This window comes from Pseudomonas sp. JS425 (assembly GCF_018223845.1).
Classification (GTDB): domain Bacteria; phylum Pseudomonadota; class Gammaproteobacteria; order Pseudomonadales; family Pseudomonadaceae; genus Aquipseudomonas; species Aquipseudomonas asiatica.
The window spans coordinates 4399169-4415793 of the sequence record NZ_CP073661.1; the positions used below are offsets into that span (position 1 = coordinate 4399169).

Consider the following 16625-nt stretch of genomic DNA (forward strand, 5'->3'; position numbering starts at 1 on the left):
GGAGGCAGTTCCAGGGGCGTTTTTGATTCTGCAGAACAACAATAATTGGGAGCCTGCCATGTCGGTCGATCCGCAAAAACTTCTCCGCGAGCTGTTCGACACAGCCATCGCCGCCGCCCACCCCCGTCAAGTCCTCGAACCCTACCTGCCCGCCGACCGCAGCGGCCGGGTCATCGTCATCGGTGCCGGCAAGGCCGCAGCCGCCATGGCCGAAGTGGTCGAGAAGTGCTGGCAGGGCGAAGTCTCCGGGCTTGTTGTCACACGGTACGGTCACGGTGCCAACTGCCAGAAGATCGAGGTGGTCGAAGCCGCCCACCCGGTCCCCGATGCCGCCGGCCTGGCCGTGGCAAAACGCGTGTTGGAACTGGTCAGCAACCTCAGTGAAGACGACCGCGTCATCTTCTTGCTGTCCGGCGGTGGCTCAGCGCTGCTGGCCCTGCCCGCCGAAGGCCTGACCCTGGCCGACAAGCAGCAGATCAACAAGGCGCTGCTGAAATCCGGCGCCACCATCGGCGAGATGAACTGCGTGCGCAAGCACCTCTCGGCGATCAAGGGCGGCCGCCTGGCCAAGGCCTGCTGGCCGGCCACGGTGTACACCTATGCCATTTCCGATGTCCCGGGCGACCTCGCCACGGTGATCGCCTCCGGCCCTACCGTGGCCGACCCGAGCACCTCGGCCGATGCCCTGGCCATCCTCAAGCGCTACAACATCGAAGCGCCCAAGGCGGTTATCGACTGGCTCAACAACCCCGCCTCGGAAACCGTCAAGGCCGATGACCCAGCCCTGGCCCGCAGCCACTTCCAGCTGATCGCCAAGCCCCAGCAGTCGCTCGAAGCCGCCGCGGTCAAAGCCCGCCAGGCCGGGTTCAGCCCGCTGATCCTCGGCGACCTGGAAGGCGAATCACGCGAAGTGGCCAAGGTGCACGCCGGTATCGCCCGGCAGATCGTCCAGCACGGCCAGCCGCTGAAAGCGCCCTGCGTGATCCTGTCCGGCGGCGAAACCACCGTGACCGTGCGCGGCAATGGCCGTGGCGGGCGCAACGCCGAATTCCTGCTCAGCCTCACCGAAAGCCTGAAAGGCCTGCCGGGCGTGTACGCCCTGGCCGGTGACACCGACGGTATCGATGGCTCGGAAGAGAACGCCGGCGCCTTCATGACCCCCGCCAGCTACGCCCGCGCCGAAGCCTTGGGCCTGTCGGCCAGCGACGAACTGGACAACAACAACGGCTACGGCTATTTCGCCGCCCTGGATGCGCTGATCGTCACCGAGCCGACCCGCACCAACGTCAACGACTTCCGCGCCATCCTGATCCTCGAGACTGCCCAATCATGACGCCTGATAAAAAAGTAAAGATCCTCGCCACCCTCGGCCCTGCGATCAAAGGCATCGACGACATCCGCCAACTGGTAGAAGCCGGCGTGAACATCTTCCGCCTCAACTTCAGCCACGGCGAGCACGCCGACCACGCCCTGCGCTACCAGTGGATCCGCGAAGTCGAGCAGCAACTGAACTACCCGCTGGGTATCCTCATGGACCTGCAGGGGCCGAAGCTGCGCGTCGGCCGCTTTGCCGACGGCAAGGTGCAGCTGCAACGCGGCCAGGCCCTGCGCCTGGACCTGGACAACACCCCGGGCGACAGCCGCCGGGTCAACCTGCCGCACCCCGAGATCATCGCCGCCCTCGAGCCGGGCATGGACCTGCTGCTGGACGACGGCAAGCTGCGCCTGCGCGTCACCGCCAAGCACAGCGACGCCATCGACACCGAAGTGCTGGCCGGTGGCGAGCTGTCCGATCGCAAGGGTGTCAACGTGCCGCAAGCGGTGCTCGACCTCTCCCCGCTCACCGAGAAAGACCGCCGCGACCTGGCCTTCGGCCTGGAACTGGGCGTGGACTGGGTGGCCCTGTCGTTCGTGCAGCGCCCCGAAGACATCACCGAAGCACGCCAGCTGATCGGTGACCGTGCCTATCTGATGGCGAAGATCGAAAAGCCATCGGCGGTCGAACAGTTGCAAGCCATCGCGGAACTTGCGGATGCAATCATGGTGGCCCGTGGCGACCTGGGCGTGGAAGTGCCGGCCGAAAGCGTGCCGCAAATCCAGAAACGCATCATCGGCACCTGCCGCCAACTGGGCAAACCGGTGGTGGTGGCCACGCAGATGCTCGAATCCATGCGTTTCTCGCCAGCGCCGACCCGCGCCGAAGTCACCGACGTGGCCAACGCCGTGGCCGAAGGTGCCGATGCGGTGATGCTGTCGGCCGAGACTGCCTCGGGTGAGTACCCGCTGGAAGCCGTGCAGATGATGAGCAAGATCATCCGCCAGGTGGAGAACGGCCCGGACTACCAGGCCCAGCTCGACGTTGGCCGGCCGAAGGCCGAGGCCACCGTATCGGACGCCATCAGCTGCGCCATCCGCCGTATCAGCGGCATTCTGCCGGTGGCGGTGCTGGTCAACTACAGCGAGTCGGGCGCCTCGACCCTGCGCGCGGCACGCGAGCGGCCACGGGCACCGATCCTCAACCTCACCCCGAACCTGGCCACCGCGCGTCGCCTGAGCGTGGCGTGGGGCGTGCACTCGGTGGTCAACGACCGCCTGCGCCAGGTGGACGAAGTTGTATCCACCGCACTGGAAATTGCCCAGGCACAAGGCATGGCCAGCCGTGGCGACACGCTGCTGATCACCGCCGGTGTGCCTTTCGGCAAACCAGGGTCGACTAACACGCTGCGGATCGAGACCTTGATCTAAACCACCGCATCTCTCCTGTGGGAGCGGGCGTGCCCGCGAAGAGGCCAGCAGGGACAACGACGTTGCCTGAGCTGACGCATTCGCGGGCACGCCCGCTCCCACAGGGTCGGTGGTGTCACACACAACTGCGGAAAACCCGAGGCCCAAAGAGGCCCACCGCGCCCCATCAACCTCACTGACTGCCCCGATGTACACCAAAAATTTCGTCAACCCGTGCCCCGACTGGGCCACGGCGTTACTCAACGGCTTCAGCCAGGTGCTGCTGCTGCGCAACCCCCTGTGCGGCCTGTGCTGCCTGCTGGCCATCCTGCTGACCGCCCCCGGCCTGGTCGGTGGCGCCCTGCTCGGCGCCCTGGCCGGCCTGCTCACCGCCCAGGCTCGCGGCTACGACCGTGCCGACCGCCAAGCCGGCCTGTACAGCTACAACGGCGTGCTGATCGGCATCCTGATCAGCGCCGTGCTGCCCTGGTCGGTCATCCTGCCGCCACTGATCATCGCCGCTGGCGGCCTGTCCAGCATCATCACCCACCAGTGGCGCAAGCGCGGCGGCAAGCTGCTGATCGCCTACACCGCACCCTTCGTCCTGCTTGGCTGGGCCGTATTGCTGATCGCCAGCCCCTCGCCCAGCGGCTTCGTCGAAGCCCAGCCGCTGTACGCGTTGGCGCGCGGCGTGGGCCAGATCTTCCTGCTCGACCAGCCCCTGGCCGGCCTGCTGATCGTCATCGGCATGTTCATCGCAAACCCTTATGCCGCAATGTGGGCGGTGATCGGCTCGGCCATCGGGGGCGGCGTAGCGCTGCTCGCGGACCAGGCACAGGCAGCGTGGATGGGCCTTTACGGTTTCAACGCTGCGCTGGCGGCACTCGCGTTCAGTAGACAAGGTGAAAAGCCGTGGCTGACAGTGCTGGCCATCACCCTGGCCCTGCTACTGCAACCACTGTTCAAGCTGCTACCGGTGCCCGGCCTGACCGCGCCCTTCGTCGCCGCCTGCTGGCTGATGCACCTGGGCAACCACCTGGCCCAGCCCGGGCAGCGTGACGCCAGCCGCTTGCACAGCTGAAGTGCAGCCCCTAGGCTCAGCCCATCGCTTTTGTGGAACGAGCCAATGAACAACCCTGCGAGCCTGCGCGAGCAGCTCTACATCATCGTCTTCCAGACCGATACCGTGGCTGGAAGACGCTTCGACAAGATCCTCCTGCTGATCATCCTGGCCAGCCTGGTGACGGTGATACTCGACAGCATCGACGAAGTGCACCAGGGCTACGCCGGCCTGCTGGCCGGCATCGAGTGGGGCTTTACCGCGATCTTCCTGGCCGAGTACCTCACCCGCCTGTACTGCTCGCCCAAGCCTTTGCGCTACGCATTCAGCTTTTATGGCCTGGTCGATCTGCTGGCGATCGTGCCGGGGATCATCGCGCTGTACTACAGCGACGCCCAGTACCTGCTGATCATCCGCGTGATACGGATGCTGCGGATCTTCCGTGTGCTCAAGCTCAGCCCCTACCTCAAGCAGGCCCATTACCTGATGGAGGCGCTGCGCGGCAGCAAGCAGAAGATCATCGTGTTCCTGGTGACGGTATCGACCCTGGTGACGGTGTTCGGCACCTTGATGTATGTGATCGAAGGGCCGGAGCATGGCTTCACCAGCATTCCCAAGGGCATCTACTGGGCCATCGTTACCCTGACTACGGTAGGCTTTGGCGACATCGTGCCGAAGACCCCGCTGGGGCAGGTGCTGTCGTCGCTGGTGATGATTACCGGTTATTCGATCATCGCCGTACCGACCGGGATCTTTACCGCCGAGCTGGCCAATGCCATGCGCGGGGAGCAGCTGCAGCATGATTGCCCGACTTGCAGCAAGAAAAGCCATGAGCATGGCGCGGCGTTCTGTTCGCGGTGCGGGAATGTGCTGTTTCCCAAACAATGATTCCGCCTGTTCCGGCCCTATCGCCGACAAGCCCGCCCCCACAGGATCACCACAGGCCCAAACCCTGCGCGGTCCCTGTAGGAGCGGGCTTGCCCGCGAAGAGGCCAGCACAGGCAGGAGCATAAACAAAGTCGTTTTTGTTCTTTAACCCGCGCAAACCCACCCGCTATAGTCGCTGGCAATCTGCCCCAATAACCTTCAAGAACAAGGAAGCAACGTGAAAAAACTCTTCACCGCCTCGCTGCTCGCCGCAGGCCTTACCTTGGGCAATTTCGCCCAGGCTGCCCCCACCCTGCTCAACGTTTCCTACGACGTGATGCGCGACTTCTACAAGGATTACAACCCGGCCTTCCAGAAGCACTGGGAAGCAGAGCACAACGAGAAGGTCAACGTGCAGATGTCCTTCGGCGGCTCGAGCAAGCAGGCGCGAGCGGTGATCGATGGCCTGCCGGCCGATGTCATCACCATGAACATGGCCACCGACATCAACGCCCTGGCCGACAACGGCAAGCTGGTGCCGGACAACTGGGTAACCCGCCTGCCGAACAACAGCGCGCCGTTCACCTCGGCCACTGTGTTCATCGTGCGCAAGGGTAACCCCAAGGCGTTGAAAGACTGGCCCGACCTGCTCAAGGATGGCGTGCAGGTAATCGTGCCCAACCCAAAGACCTCGGGTAACGGCCGCTACACCTACCTGTCGGCCTGGGGCTATGTGCTCAAGCAAGGCGGTGATGAAAACAAGGCCAAGGACTTTGTCGGCAAGCTGTTCAAGCAGGCGCCGGTGCTGGACACCGGTGGCCGCGCCGCCACCACCACCTTCATGACCAACCAGATCGGCGACGTGCTGGTGACCTTCGAGAACGAAGCCGAAATGATCGCCCGCGAGTTCGGCCGCGACCAGTTCGAAGTGGTCTACCCGAGCGTGTCGGCCGAAGCCGAGCCACCGGTCACCGTGGTCGACAAGGTAGTGGCGAAGAAAGGCACCCAGGCCGCGGCCGAGGAATACCTGAAGTACCTGTGGTCGCCAGCCGCCCAGGAAATCGCCGCACAGAACTACCTGCGCCCGCGCGATGCGACGGTACTGGCCAAGTACACCGACCGCTTCCCGAAAGTGGACTTCCTGTCGGTGGAGAAGACCTTCGGTGACTGGCGCACCGTGCAGAAGACCCACTTCAATGATGGTGGGGTGTTTGACCAGATCTACACCAACAATCAGTAATTGATGTAAGCCTTACCTGCCTCTTCGCGGCTAAAGCCGCTCCCACAGGAACCCCACAGCCCTCAGGTTTTGCGCTGTACTTGTGGGAGCGGGTTTACCCGCGAAGAGGCCAGCAAGGGCAACATCAGGCCTGACGGAATACCAGGGCCTTCAAGCCCCCCGCCGGGTCCACGTCAGGAAACTCCGGTGGGTTCTCCAGCCGCTCGACGAATTTCAGCGACGGCGCCTGCTCCGCCATCCCCTCGATCAGAAACTCTGGCCCGATGCCCGGGTCGTTCACGCATGCCAGCACCGTCCCGCCCTCACTCAACAACTCCGGCAAGCGCCGCAGGATCTTCGCGTAATCCTGGGTCAGCACAAAGCTGCCGCGCTGGAAGGTCGGCGGGTCGATGATGATCAGGTCATAAGGCCCGTACTTGCGCACCTTGCCCCACGACTTGAACAGCTCGTGCCCCAGGTACGCCACCCGCGACGCATCGTGGCCATTGAGGCGGTGGTTGTCGCGGCCCCGGGACAACGCCGACTTGGCCATGTCCAGGTTCACCACCTGCTCGGCGCCACCGGCAATCGCCGCCACCGAGAAACCGCAGGTGTAGGCGAACAGGTTCAGCACGCGCTTGCCCGCCGCCTGCTCGCGCACCCAGCGCCGACCATAGCGCATGTCGAGGAAAAGGCCATTGTTCTGCCGCACGCCCAGGTCCAGCAGGTAGGTCAGCCCATCCTCGACCACCTCGCGCTGCTGGCACGGTTCGCCCAGCAGCCACTGGCCCGGGCTGTCGGGCAGGTAGCGATGCTGGAGAAGGATGGCTTGACCAGTCCACTGTGGACGCTCGGCGAGAGTACGCAGCATGGCCTCCAGTTCGGCCAGCTGGCCTTGCGCCGGCTCGCGAAACAGGGCGACCGACAGCACGCCTTGCAGCCAGTCCACGGTGACCTGCTCCAGGCCCGCCCAGCAGCGGCCGCGGCCGTGGAACAGGCGGCGGGTTTCCTGCGGGGCAGGGTCGAGGGCGGCGAGCAGGTGTTGCTCCAGAGTCTGGATCGGCGAAGTCATCATGGGTCGCAAGCTGGTAAAAGCGGCATTCTACCTTGCGGGCCCTTTCGCGGGTAAACCCGCTCCCACAGGATCACCACAGGCCCGAACCGTGTGCAGCACCTGTGGGAGCGGGTTTACCCGCGAAAGGGCCCGCAAGACCACCTCATTCCTCTGCCACAACCCGCGCTGGCCGGAACCACCACCCCTGCTGCATCCCCGCCGCCGCCAGCAGGATCAACGCCACCCCCAGCCACTGCAAGGGTGCCAGTCGGTGCCCGAACGCCACCCAGTCCACCAGAATCGCCGCAATCGGGTAGATGAACGACAGTGCCCCGGTCAGCGCCGTGGGCAAGCGCTGGATGGCGCTGTACAGCAACACATACATCAACCCGGTGTGCACCATGCCCAAGGTCACCAGGCTGGCCAGCGCCGGCACTTCACCCGGCAACCCGCCAAGCTTGACCCACGGCGCCAGCAACAGCACACCCGTGGCCACCTGGATCAGCGCGATCAGGTGCGGTGGCGTGCCACTCAGGCGCTTGATGATCAACGCCGCGATGGCATACAGGAAGGCCGCCCCCAGCGCCAGCGCAATGCCCAGCAAATAGTCCTCACCGCCACCCTGCCCCGCGCCATGGGCACTGACAATGGCCAGCATGCCGAGGAACGCCACGCTCAGCCAGGTAACTTTGGCCAGGGTGATCTTCTCGCCCAGGAACACCGCCGCCAGCCCCACCAACATGAACGGCTGTACGTTGTACACCGCCGTGCCGATGGCAATCGACGCCCGCGAGTAGGAGGCGAACAGCAGCACCCAGTTGCCGACAATGGCCACACCGCTGGCAATCGCCAGCAGGAACGCCGTGCGGCTGATCACGCCCGGCCGCAGGAAGCCGAACCCCGCGCAGATCGCCAGCAAGGTCACGGCACCGAACACGCAGCGCCAGAACACCACTTCGAGCACCGGCTGGCCTGACACCAGCACGAACCAGCCGATGGTCCCGGAAATCAGCATGGCGGCAACCATTTCCAGCGAGCCACGACGCAATGAACTGTCCATCTCAAACCTCCTGTTGACGATGGCAACAGTATGCAAAGGTTGCTGCCCGGCCTTCCAGCGCATAACGAAGGAAGATTGGCCAGTTTGCCTTTACTATCAAGGCAAATCACGCGAATAACCTGATTGAGGTGACCATGACCGATGCCATCGACCAACTGCTGATCAACGCGCTGATGGAAGACTCGCGCCGCTCGCTCAAGGCCCTGGCGCAAATCAGCGGGCTGTCTTCACCCAGCGTCAGCGAACGCCTTCGCCGGCTGGAGGAACGCGGCGTGTTGCGCGGCTACACCGTAGAGGTCGACCCGCGTGCCTTTGGCTACCAGCTGCAGGCCATCGTGCGCATCCGCCCGCTACCCGGGAAGCTGCAGGAGGTGGAACGGCAGATCATCGCCATTCCCGAATTCACCGAGTGCGACAAGGTAATCGGCGAAGACTGCTTCATTGCCCGCCTGCATGTTCGCTCGATGGAGCAACTGGACACCCTGCTCGACCGCCTCTATACGGTGGCCGAAACCAATACGGCGATCATCAAGAAGACACCGGTCAAGCGGCGGTTGCCGCCGATGGATTGAATCTGCCTGTGCGGGCCTCTTCGCGGGTAAACCCGCTTCCACAGGATTTCGACCGACCTGAATGCTACGGGGTACTTGTAGGAGCGGGTTCACCCGCGAAGAGGCCAGCACAGAAAAAAGCTGACTAATTTTTGTACACAAGAATGTCACCTTAAGTGCCATTTTTGTGTGCACTTTCCAAGATTGCGCCCCAATAGGTTACACACTTCCCACAAATTATTCTGACCAAACGATCAACTAAGTTACCTTCGCGAAATTTAAATCTGTTCATTTGGTCAACTTATACTCTCTTCATTTCATGAAGTTACAACTCAAAAATATAAGTTCAAAATGATGGCCAACTAAAGTTTGCTTTTTCCTTGGCATGGAACTCGCTTTTGTGTGTTCGTGTTTTGTATACAAACTAAGCAAAACATAAATACACAAGAACCCGCGACGCCGACCCAACATCGGCCGCCGCGCCCCAAACCCTGAGATGCCAACGCTGCACCGACGAGATGGCGAGCCCGTGCGCATGCCCGCTCATCGCAGTCCACGTGCATCAGGAGCCCGCCGGAATGAGTACCAGCTTCGACCTTGCCCCTGAACTATCCGTCGCCAGCACCCACCCCGCGTCCACTCTCGCCGGCAGCCAGCCGGAACTTGCCCTGAGCCCGCGCCTGCATAACCGCGACCTCGCTCCGACGCGCATCGAAGGCCGCCGCTGGGGCGGCTACAGCATCTTTGCGCTGTGGACCAACGATGTGCACAACATCGCCAACTACTCGTTCGCCATGGGTTTGTTCGCCCTCGGCCTGGGTGGCTGGCAGATCCTGCTGTCGCTGGCCATCGGCGCGGCGCTGGTGTACTTCTTCATGAACCTGTCCGGCTATATGGGGCAGAAGACCGGCGTACCGTTCCCAGTCATCAGCCGCATCGCCTTCGGCATCCATGGTGCGCAGATTCCGGCGCTGATTCGTGCGGTCATCGCCATCGCCTGGTTCGGCATCCAGACCTACCTGGCTTCGGTGGTGCTGCGCGTGCTGCTCACCGCTGTATGGCCGCAAATGGCAGCCTACGACCACGACAGCATCCTCGGCCTGTCGAGCCTGGGCTGGGTGTGCTTCGTGTCGATCTGGCTGGTACAGCTGGTGATCCTGGCCTATGGCATGGAGATGGTGCGCCGCTACGAGGCCTTTGCCGGCCCGGTGATCCTGCTGACCGTCGCCGCCCTGGCGGTGTTCATGTACTTCAAGGCCGACGCCCGCATCGCCTGGTCGGTTGCCGAACCGCTGACCGGCTACGAGATGTGGCGCAACATATTTGCCGGCGGCGCGCTGTGGCTGGCGATCTACGGCACCCTGGTGCTGAACTTCTGTGACTTCGCCCGCTCCTCGCCATGCCGCAAGACCATCCGCGTCGGCAACTTCTGGGGCCTGCCGGTGAACATCCTGGTATTCGCCGTGATCACCGTGGTGCTGTGCGGCGCGCAGTTCCAGATCAACGGCCAGATCATCGACAGCCCTACCCAGATCGTCGCCGCCATCCCCAGCACAGCGTACCTGGTACTGGGCTGCCTGGCCTTCCTGATCGTCACCGTGGCGGTGAACATCATGGCCAACTTCGTCGCCCCGGCCTTCGTCCTCAGCAACCTGGCACCGCGTCACCTGAACTTCCGCCGCGCCGGGCTGATCAGCGCCACCCTGGCAGTGCTGATCCTGCCGTGGAACCTGTACAACAGCCCGCTGGTGATCGTGTATTTCCTGTCCGGCCTGGGTGCCCTGCTCGGCCCGCTGTACGGGGTGATCATGTCCGACTACTGGTTGCTGCGCAAAGGCTGCATCAACGTGCCGCAGCTTTACAGCGAAGACCCGGCCGGCGCCTACCACTACACCAAGGGCATCAACCTGCGCGCGGTGGCCGCCTTCGTGCCGGCCGCACTGCTGGCCATCGTCCTGGCCCTGGTGCCCAACTTCCATGGCGTGGCGCCGTTCTCCTGGCTGATCGGTGCCGGCATCGCCGCCGCCCTGTACCTGCTGATCGCCCCACGCAAACGCCAATACCACGACGTCAGCGGCGAATGCATCGCCGTTGACCACAGCAGCCATTGACCAGGGAGGACTACCCATGCGCATTCTGATCGCCAACGTCAACACCACAGAAGCCATCACCGAAGCCATTGCCGAACAGGCCCGTGCGGTGGCAGCGCCCGGCACGGAAATCATCGGCCTCACCCCATGGTTCGGTGCCGAGTCGGTGGAAGGCAACTTCGAAAGCTACCTGGCCGCCATCGCGGTGATGGACCGGGTGCTGGCCTACGAAGGCCCTTATGATGCCGTGATACAGGCGGGTTACGGCGAACATGGCCGCGAAGGCTTGCAGGAACTGCTGAACGTGCCGGTGGTGGACATCACCGATGCAGCCGCCAGCACGGCGATGTACCTGGGCCATGCCTACTCGGTGGTGACCACCCTGGACCGCACCGTGCCGCTGATCGAAGACCGCCTGAAGCTCTCCGGCCTGTATGACCGCTGCGCATCGGTGCGGGCCAGCGGGCTGGCGGTGCTGGAGCTTGAAGCCGACCCACAGCGCGCCGTGGAGGCGATTGTCGAGCAGGCGGAACGCGCGGTGGCTGACGACAAGGCCGAGGTGATCTGCCTGGGTTGCGGCGGCATGGCCGGGCTGGACGAGCAGATCCGCCAGCGCACCGGCGTGCCGGTGGTCGACGGCGTGAGCGCGGCGGTAACCATGGCCGAATCGCTGGTGCGCATGGGCTTGAGTACCTCCAAGGTCCGTACCTATGCCACGCCACGGGTGAAGAAAGTGGTGGGTTGGCCGATGCGGTTCGGGCGTTAGGAGTCTTTCGCCTGTCCTGGCCTCTTCGCGGGTAAACCCGCTCCCACAGGGACCGCATTGCTCTCAAGGCCTGCGCAGTACTTGTGGGAGCGGGTTTACCCGCGAAGAGGCCGGTCCTGTCGAAGCATCATTCTGGTCAACCGCTGTGTACACAACTTCATCGTCACTCTGTACAGGCTTCCCGGCAGAACAGTACCAGCGGATCAGGTCGGGCAGCTATGCGCACCATCATTCAGGCCCTGACGCACATTGCGGCTGAGCAGGCTGGCCTTGCCGTCGTGCCAGGTCAGGGTCAGGACGTAGAGGGTGTCGAAGTCGTCGCCGCTCCAGTCCTCGGTGATCACCCGCTTTTCACCGAGGGCCTTGCCAGCCACGGCATTGATCAGGTCAGGGAGGTAGCCATGCGACCAGGCGGTGTACACGGTCGCGTTACGGTACTTGTCGCGCAGCAGCTCTTCGGCCAGCGCGTCGGTGTCGTTGGCGCCATAGTCGATGTTTACCGGCAGGCCCAGGCGAATGGCGCTGGGTGTGATGGTCATCAGCGGGCGAATGTAGCTGTAGCTTTGGTCCTTGCTGCCTTCCTCGACATGCCGCGAGGGGTTGGCAGCGAACACGTAGTCGGCCTTGCCAAAGCGCTCGGGCAGCACGGTAGCCAGGTCCAACGCACGGTTGAGGCCCTGGCAGTTCAACTGGCCCAGCCCCTCGCCCGGCTTCTCGGCGTGGCGCAGGAACACAAGGGTCTGGGTGCCATCCACCGGTTGCGCCCGGCTTTCGACAACTTCCAGCGCCAGCGGTACGGCTATGGTTGCAAGCGTCAGGCTCAGCAACCAGTGACGACGACGGAAGAATGTTGGCAACTTCATCAAAACAGGCCCATGTGGCAGAAAGAATCGGGTAGACCCGCCACATCACCCCGCCAACAGCACCGCGGGGCATCCTTGTAGTGAATGCCGTCCTTGGCAACGAGTCAGGGTGAGAGTGCCCTGAACCCGTTTGGTTCCTCCCTGGAGGTGGATGCCGTTCCCTAGGCAAGGCTTAGATTAGAGGATGGGTGTTGCTGAAATGTGTCCGTTCGTTACTCGTTGCTCTCGCTGATTACCGTTACGGTGGCCCGGCTGCTTGTTCCATAGAGACAGAGTCGAGAATGGTTACATCAAATACCTGCTCGATAACCTGCTTTGGGCCTTGATTCAGACTCCAGGTGAAGAACACCAGAAAGCCCAGCAAAAACACGAAGAGAATCGAGCCCACGAGACTTTGTGCCAAACCCAACCAAAATCCTGGCTTGGCCTGCCTGACTTCGCTGCTTGCTTTATCGAAATAGTACTGTTCAAGCTCCACTGCTTGCGCCGCGATCGAGGCATCAAGAAAGCCCTGAGCAAGCTGGCTGGCCTGATTGCGGTAGCTCTCGATCTGCGAGGGGCTGTTGCTGACATCATGGAAAGGGGCCAAGTCTTCATCCTTCGGCTCCCGGTCATGCTTTATCTTGAAAGCCTGGATAAACTCGATTTTCTGCCTCTTGTACAACGAATAGGCAATGATACCGAGTGTATCTTGCTCATTCTCCACAAGCACCGAGTATATGTGGTTGTAACAGCCATCGGCCATATGGCTCTTACCCTTTGCGCAGGCGGGAATACGCAGCCTCGAATGCTGCCTTCAGTTCCGAACGGGTCTTTCGGGAGTTGGTAACCACACTCGCCAGTTCGCGTGGTAACGAGATTTCCATTCGCGCGCCTGATGCCACCAACAGCGCGTTCGCTTTGCGTACCACCCGTGAGGAAAAATGCGATTTCATGGATAGGCTACCCTCTTCACTCAGTGAGTCTGCAAGGTTAGCCATACCCGGGCGGCACCTCAATCAGACACTGGCCGACAGCGCGTGTAGTCCTTTTCCTCAATCCTCCCGTGTCAGCACTTCCAGCAATTCGATCTCGAAGGTCAAATCCGAATTCGGCGGAATCGCCCCCACGCTGCGTTCGCCATAGCCCAGGTGCGCCGGTACCAGCAACTTGCGCTTGCCGCCAACGCGCATACCCATCAGGCCTTGATCCCACCCCTTGATTACCCGACCAGTGCCGATCACGCACTGGAACGGCTTGCCGCGCGACCAGGACGAGTCGAACTCGCTGCCGTCGGCCAGCCAGCCGGTGTACTGGGTGGTGATCAGGGCGCCTTTGACGGCGGCTTTGCCATCCCCCTCCACAAGGTCGATGATCTGCAGTTCTTGGCTCACGGGGCATACTCCAACGCTGGAAACAAAGCCGCCCTTTTCTCAGGAATGCACCGGTTTGGCAAGTTCGCGTGGCGTTTCGTGCTGGCGCATCGATCACAGCACGCCGCCTGAATCAGCCGAGCTGCTCGAAGGCTTCCTGGCCAGTCAGTTCCTTGGTCTGGTTGGCGAAGCAATACCAGGCGGGTTTCTGTTCGACGAAGATCTGCAAGTCGAAATGCCATTCCTGGTCGCCGTCGAGCAGGCCGACCGGCACGGCGTGGAAGTCATTGGCCTTGAGCCGGTAGTACAGGTGCGTGCCGCACTGGCCGCAGAAGCCGCGCTGGGCCCAATCGGAAGACTCATAGACGCTGGGTGCGCGCCCTTCGATCACCGGTGGCTGGCTACAATGCACCACCAGCAATGGGCCGCCGGTCCATTTGCGGCACATGCTGCAGTGGCAGGCGCTGATATCGGTATTGTCGACGGTGACCTTGAGCCGGGTGGCGCCGCACAGGCAGGTGCCGTGTTTTTCCAGGGTCATGGCTGGCTCCTTCAGCGGAAGATGGGCCAGCAAGTATAGATGCCTGTACCGGCCTCATCGCCGGCACAGGCAGCACAAGACAGTTGCCCGAGGTCAGATGTACACCGTACCGCGCAGGTACAACGCCGCCCGCCCGCTGATGATCACCCGGCCATTACCCGGCACTTCGCACTGCAGCTGCCCTTTGCGCCCCCCACCCTGCTCGCAGCTCAGCACGCTCCTACCCAGCCGCTCTGCCCATATCGGCGCCAGCGAGGTGTGCGCCGAGCCAGTCACCGGGTCTTCGTTCACGCCGACCCGTGGGCCGAACCAGCGGGTGACGAAATCAAAGCCACGGCCTGCTGCGGTAACGGCGATACCGCGCACATCGAAAGCCGACAGGGCAACGAAATCCGGCTTCAGGGTGTCGAGCAACAGGGCGTCATCGATCACCACCACATAGTCGTCACTGCGGTACAGCGCCTGTGCCTGGCCAAGGCCCAGCGCCTGCAACAGGCCCGGCAGCATGTCCACGGCGACCGGCTGCTTGGCCGGGAAGTCCATGGCCAGCAGCCCGTCGGCGTTACGGCTGACCCGCAGCTCGCCACTGCGGGTGTTGAAACGCAGCACCTGCACCTGCTCGCCCAGCTGTTCGAACAGCACATAGGCCGAGGCCAGGGTGGCATGGCCGCACAGGTCGACTTCCACGGTCGGGGTGAACCAGCGCAGGTCGAAGGTTTCGCCGTTGCGCACGAAGTAGGCGGTTTCCGACAGGTTGTTCTCTTCGGCAATGCGCTGCAGCACGTCGTCCGGCAGCCAGCTTTGCAGCGGGATCACTGCCGCCGGGTTGCCCCCGAACGGTTCGGCGGAAAACGCATCGACCTGGAAGATTTCAAGTTGCATGCACACACTCCTTGTTGCCCGATCGCTGCCAGGCAGATGTATGAAAATGGTTACTGGCGTACCGGGGTCAACACGGCTTCGCCGGCAAAGAACGCCTGCAGGTTGCGCAGCACCAGGGTCACCGTGTCGCGCGCCGCCTCCGGCGACTGGCCGGCCACGTGGGGGGTGAGCACGGTGTTGCCAAGGGCCTTGAGGGCATCGGGTACAGCCGGCTCGTCGTCGAACACATCCAGTGCCGCACCAGCCAGTTGGCCATGCTGCAGCGCGGCCACCAGGGCCTGGGTGTCGACCACGCTGGCACGGGCGATGTTCACCAGGTAGCTCTCGGCCCCCAGGGCCTCGAGCACCTGCGCATCGACCAGATGGCGAGTATTGGCACCGCCGGGGGTGGCCACAACCAGGATGTCGACGGCATCGGCCAGGTGCTGCGGGCTGTCGTACCAGGTGTACGGCACATCCTGGCGCCGCGTGCGGCTGTGGTAGCTGACGGGCATGGCGAAGCCCAGATGGGCGCGCCTGGCGATGGCCAGGCCCACCGCACCAAGGCCGAGAATGCCCAGGCGCTTGCCACTCACCGAGGGGCTGATCACCCGGTTCCATTCGCCCCGGCGGATACTGGCATCGGCGCGGGGAATGTCGCGCAACAGCGCCAGCAGCAGGGCGAGGGTGTGGTCGGCGACTGCCTCGGCATTGGCCCCAGCGCCGTTGGTAACCGTGATGCCGCGCGCAGCGGCGGCGGCCAGGTCGACCTGCTCGTAGCCGGCACCGATCACGCAGATGATCTGCAGTTTGGACAGCGTGTGGATTTCGCTGGCAGTCAGGCCCAGCGGGCCGCGGGTGAGCACGGCATCGATTTCATGGCCATGGCGCTGGATGGCCTGGGCCCGCAGTTGCGGCGAAGGGGCGCGGATCAAACGGTAGCCGGCCTGCTCCAGCATGGGCAGGTAATCATCGACGGTTTCCACCAGCACCAGGACTGTCTTGTGCATGCCACCTCCGGGTCAGTTCGAGGCGACATTATGCGGAGTCACCGGCCAGTACAGTCAACCGAAATAAAGAAGTGAAACTGCACTGTTCTGTTCTGCTCTGCACTGTTCTGCACTGTTCTGCTCTTGATCTTGATCTTGATCTTCGCGACTTCAGGAGGCCGAGCAGAGGTCTTGTGGAGGGAGGTGACGGGCATGGATGCCCGTCAAGCGCTGAGGCCCCATGGATGGGGCCTGCAGCGCGTACTCCCGGGAGCAAGACCGGCGCGAGGGAACCCCGGAGCGCAGCGCAGGGGCCGGATGATGGGAGCGCAGCGTTTTTTGGTTACTTTTTGCCGCGTTTGGCAAAAAGTGACTCGCCGTAAGGGCGAAAAGGTGAGTAAGCGTCGCCATCGTAAATGGACTATGCGCGATATCAAGACCAGTACTTTTCCGCTCTTCGCTCTTCGCTCTTCGCTCTTCGCTCTTCGCTTTCAAGCGTGGGCATCAACAACAAGGTCAACATTCATTTTCGAAGGTGGCGCTTATTCACCTTTCCGCCCTTACGGCGGGTCACTTTTTGTCAAACGCGACAAAAAGTAACCAAAAAACGCTGGCTCCTATCATCCGG

General features: G+C 62.8%; 16 protein-coding genes. 8 read left to right on the plus strand and 8 right to left on the minus strand.

The features are described 5' to 3' along the window. The first annotated feature begins 58 nt into the window (after positions 1–58). The 5 genes from KDB76_RS20370 (at position 59) to KDB76_RS20390 (ending at position 5891) form a co-directional block, all read left to right on the plus strand. Positions 59–1333: a glycerate kinase gene (locus tag KDB76_RS20370; RefSeq protein ID WP_015271169.1), complete on the plus strand. Its 1275-nt coding sequence runs from the start codon at positions 59–61 to the stop codon at positions 1331–1333. Beyond that, positions 1330–2745 (plus strand): pyruvate kinase, encoded by a 1416-nt coding sequence (gene pyk / locus KDB76_RS20375; protein ID WP_013973542.1) that lies wholly within the window; start codon positions 1330–1332, stop codon positions 2743–2745. Before KDB76_RS20370 ends, pyk begins: the two co-directional genes overlap by 4 nt. A 187-nt stretch (positions 2746–2932) precedes the next feature. Then, the gene (locus KDB76_RS20380) at positions 2933–3805 is read left to right on the plus strand and encodes an urea transporter (protein WP_013973543.1); all 873 of its coding nucleotides are present in this window, start codon (positions 2933–2935) and stop codon (positions 3803–3805) included. Positions 3806–3850: 45 nt separating this feature from the next. Next, positions 3851–4672 carry an ion transporter gene (locus tag KDB76_RS20385; RefSeq protein ID WP_013973544.1) on the plus strand — a complete coding sequence of 274 codons (822 nt, stop codon included), beginning with the start codon at positions 3851–3853 and terminating at the stop codon, positions 4670–4672. A gap of 217 nt (positions 4673–4889) precedes the next feature. Next, positions 4890–5891: a sulfate ABC transporter substrate-binding protein gene (locus KDB76_RS20390; RefSeq protein WP_013973545.1), complete on the plus strand. Its 1002-nt coding sequence runs from the start codon at positions 4890–4892 to the stop codon at positions 5889–5891. Positions 5892–6015: 124 nt separating this feature from the next. Here KDB76_RS20390 and KDB76_RS20395 read toward each other — a convergent pair whose 3' ends face one another. Continuing rightward, a complete protein-coding gene (locus KDB76_RS20395; RefSeq protein ID WP_024087446.1) occupies positions 6016–6942 on the minus strand; it encodes a class I SAM-dependent methyltransferase in 927 nt (308 codons plus the stop codon). A gap of 145 nt (positions 6943–7087) precedes the next feature. Further along, entirely contained in the window at positions 7088–7984 is an 897-nt protein-coding gene (locus KDB76_RS20400; protein ID WP_024087447.1) for a DMT family transporter, read from the minus strand. 134 nt (positions 7985–8118) lie between these two features. Here KDB76_RS20400 and KDB76_RS20405 point away from each other — a divergent pair, with 134 nt between their 5' ends. From KDB76_RS20405 to KDB76_RS20415, 3 genes are all read left to right on the plus strand, one after another. Then, a complete protein-coding gene (locus KDB76_RS20405; protein WP_003260363.1) occupies positions 8119–8556 on the plus strand; it encodes an Lrp/AsnC family transcriptional regulator in 438 nt (145 codons plus the stop codon). Between the two features lie 557 nt (positions 8557–9113). After that, complete coding sequence (locus tag KDB76_RS20410) at positions 9114–10646, plus strand: NCS1 family nucleobase:cation symporter-1 (protein WP_013973549.1); 1533 nt, start codon at positions 9114–9116, stop codon at positions 10644–10646. A gap of 16 nt (positions 10647–10662) precedes the next feature. Beyond that, positions 10663–11391 (plus strand): aspartate/glutamate racemase family protein, encoded by a 729-nt coding sequence (locus tag KDB76_RS20415; RefSeq protein WP_013973550.1) that lies wholly within the window; start codon positions 10663–10665, stop codon positions 11389–11391. A 203-nt stretch (positions 11392–11594) separates the two neighbouring features. Here the strand turns inward: KDB76_RS20415 and KDB76_RS20420 are convergent, their stop codons facing one another. From KDB76_RS20420 to KDB76_RS20445, 6 genes are all read right to left on the minus strand, one after another. After that, the gene (locus KDB76_RS20420; protein WP_013973551.1) at positions 11595–12254 is read right to left on the minus strand and encodes a hypothetical protein; all 660 of its coding nucleotides are present in this window, start codon (positions 12252–12254) and stop codon (positions 11595–11597) included. A gap of 238 nt (positions 12255–12492) precedes the next feature. Next, on the minus strand, positions 12493–12999 hold the full coding sequence (locus KDB76_RS20425) for a hypothetical protein (protein WP_023661660.1): 507 nt from the start codon (positions 12997–12999) through the stop codon (positions 12493–12495). 289 nt (positions 13000–13288) lie between these two features. Continuing rightward, positions 13289–13627 carry an FKBP-type peptidyl-prolyl cis-trans isomerase gene (locus KDB76_RS20430; RefSeq protein WP_013973553.1) on the minus strand — a complete coding sequence of 113 codons (339 nt, stop codon included), beginning with the start codon at positions 13625–13627 and terminating at the stop codon, positions 13289–13291. Between the two features lie 112 nt (positions 13628–13739). After that, positions 13740–14147 carry a GFA family protein gene (locus KDB76_RS20435; protein ID WP_024087448.1) on the minus strand — a complete coding sequence of 136 codons (408 nt, stop codon included), beginning with the start codon at positions 14145–14147 and terminating at the stop codon, positions 13740–13742. A gap of 93 nt (positions 14148–14240) precedes the next feature. Next, on the minus strand, positions 14241–15029 hold the full coding sequence (locus tag KDB76_RS20440) for a PhzF family phenazine biosynthesis protein (RefSeq protein ID WP_023661667.1): 789 nt from the start codon (positions 15027–15029) through the stop codon (positions 14241–14243). A gap of 50 nt (positions 15030–15079) precedes the next feature. Then, positions 15080–16018 (minus strand): 2-hydroxyacid dehydrogenase, encoded by a 939-nt coding sequence (locus KDB76_RS20445; protein ID WP_038410031.1) that lies wholly within the window; start codon positions 16016–16018, stop codon positions 15080–15082. Between the last annotated feature and the right edge of the window lie 607 nt (positions 16019–16625).

What these genes read in the sequence shown, in the direction of transcription:
- KDB76_RS20385 (WP_013973544.1), top strand. Translation starts at nt 3,851, where the DNA reads ATGAACAACCCTGCGAGCCTGCGCGAGCAGCTCTACATCATCGTCTTC.
- KDB76_RS20435 (WP_024087448.1), bottom strand. Translation starts at nt 14,147, where the DNA reads ATGACCCTGGAAAAACACGGCACCTGCCTGTGCGGCGCCACCCGGCTC.
- KDB76_RS20405 (WP_003260363.1), top strand. Translation starts at nt 8,119, where the DNA reads ATGACCGATGCCATCGACCAACTGCTGATCAACGCGCTGATGGAAGAC.
- KDB76_RS20370 (WP_015271169.1), top strand. Translation starts at nt 59, where the DNA reads ATGTCGGTCGATCCGCAAAAACTTCTCCGCGAGCTGTTCGACACAGCC.
- KDB76_RS20425 (WP_023661660.1), bottom strand. Translation starts at nt 12,999, where the DNA reads ATGGCCGATGGCTGTTACAACCACATATACTCGGTGCTTGTGGAGAAT.
- KDB76_RS20410 (WP_013973549.1), top strand. Translation starts at nt 9,114, where the DNA reads ATGAGTACCAGCTTCGACCTTGCCCCTGAACTATCCGTCGCCAGCACC.
- KDB76_RS20415 (WP_013973550.1), top strand. Translation starts at nt 10,663, where the DNA reads ATGCGCATTCTGATCGCCAACGTCAACACCACAGAAGCCATCACCGAA.
- KDB76_RS20445 (WP_038410031.1), bottom strand. Translation starts at nt 16,018, where the DNA reads ATGCACAAGACAGTCCTGGTGCTGGTGGAAACCGTCGATGATTACCTG.
- KDB76_RS20400 (WP_024087447.1), bottom strand. Translation starts at nt 7,984, where the DNA reads ATGGACAGTTCATTGCGTCGTGGCTCGCTGGAAATGGTTGCCGCCATG.
- KDB76_RS20395 (WP_024087446.1), bottom strand. Translation starts at nt 6,942, where the DNA reads ATGACTTCGCCGATCCAGACTCTGGAGCAACACCTGCTCGCCGCCCTC.
- KDB76_RS20380 (WP_013973543.1), top strand. Translation starts at nt 2,933, where the DNA reads ATGTACACCAAAAATTTCGTCAACCCGTGCCCCGACTGGGCCACGGCG.
- KDB76_RS20440 (WP_023661667.1), bottom strand. Translation starts at nt 15,029, where the DNA reads ATGCAACTTGAAATCTTCCAGGTCGATGCGTTTTCCGCCGAACCGTTC.
- pyk (WP_013973542.1), top strand. Translation starts at nt 1,330, where the DNA reads ATGACGCCTGATAAAAAAGTAAAGATCCTCGCCACCCTCGGCCCTGCG.
- KDB76_RS20420 (WP_013973551.1), bottom strand. Translation starts at nt 12,254, where the DNA reads ATGAAGTTGCCAACATTCTTCCGTCGTCGTCACTGGTTGCTGAGCCTG.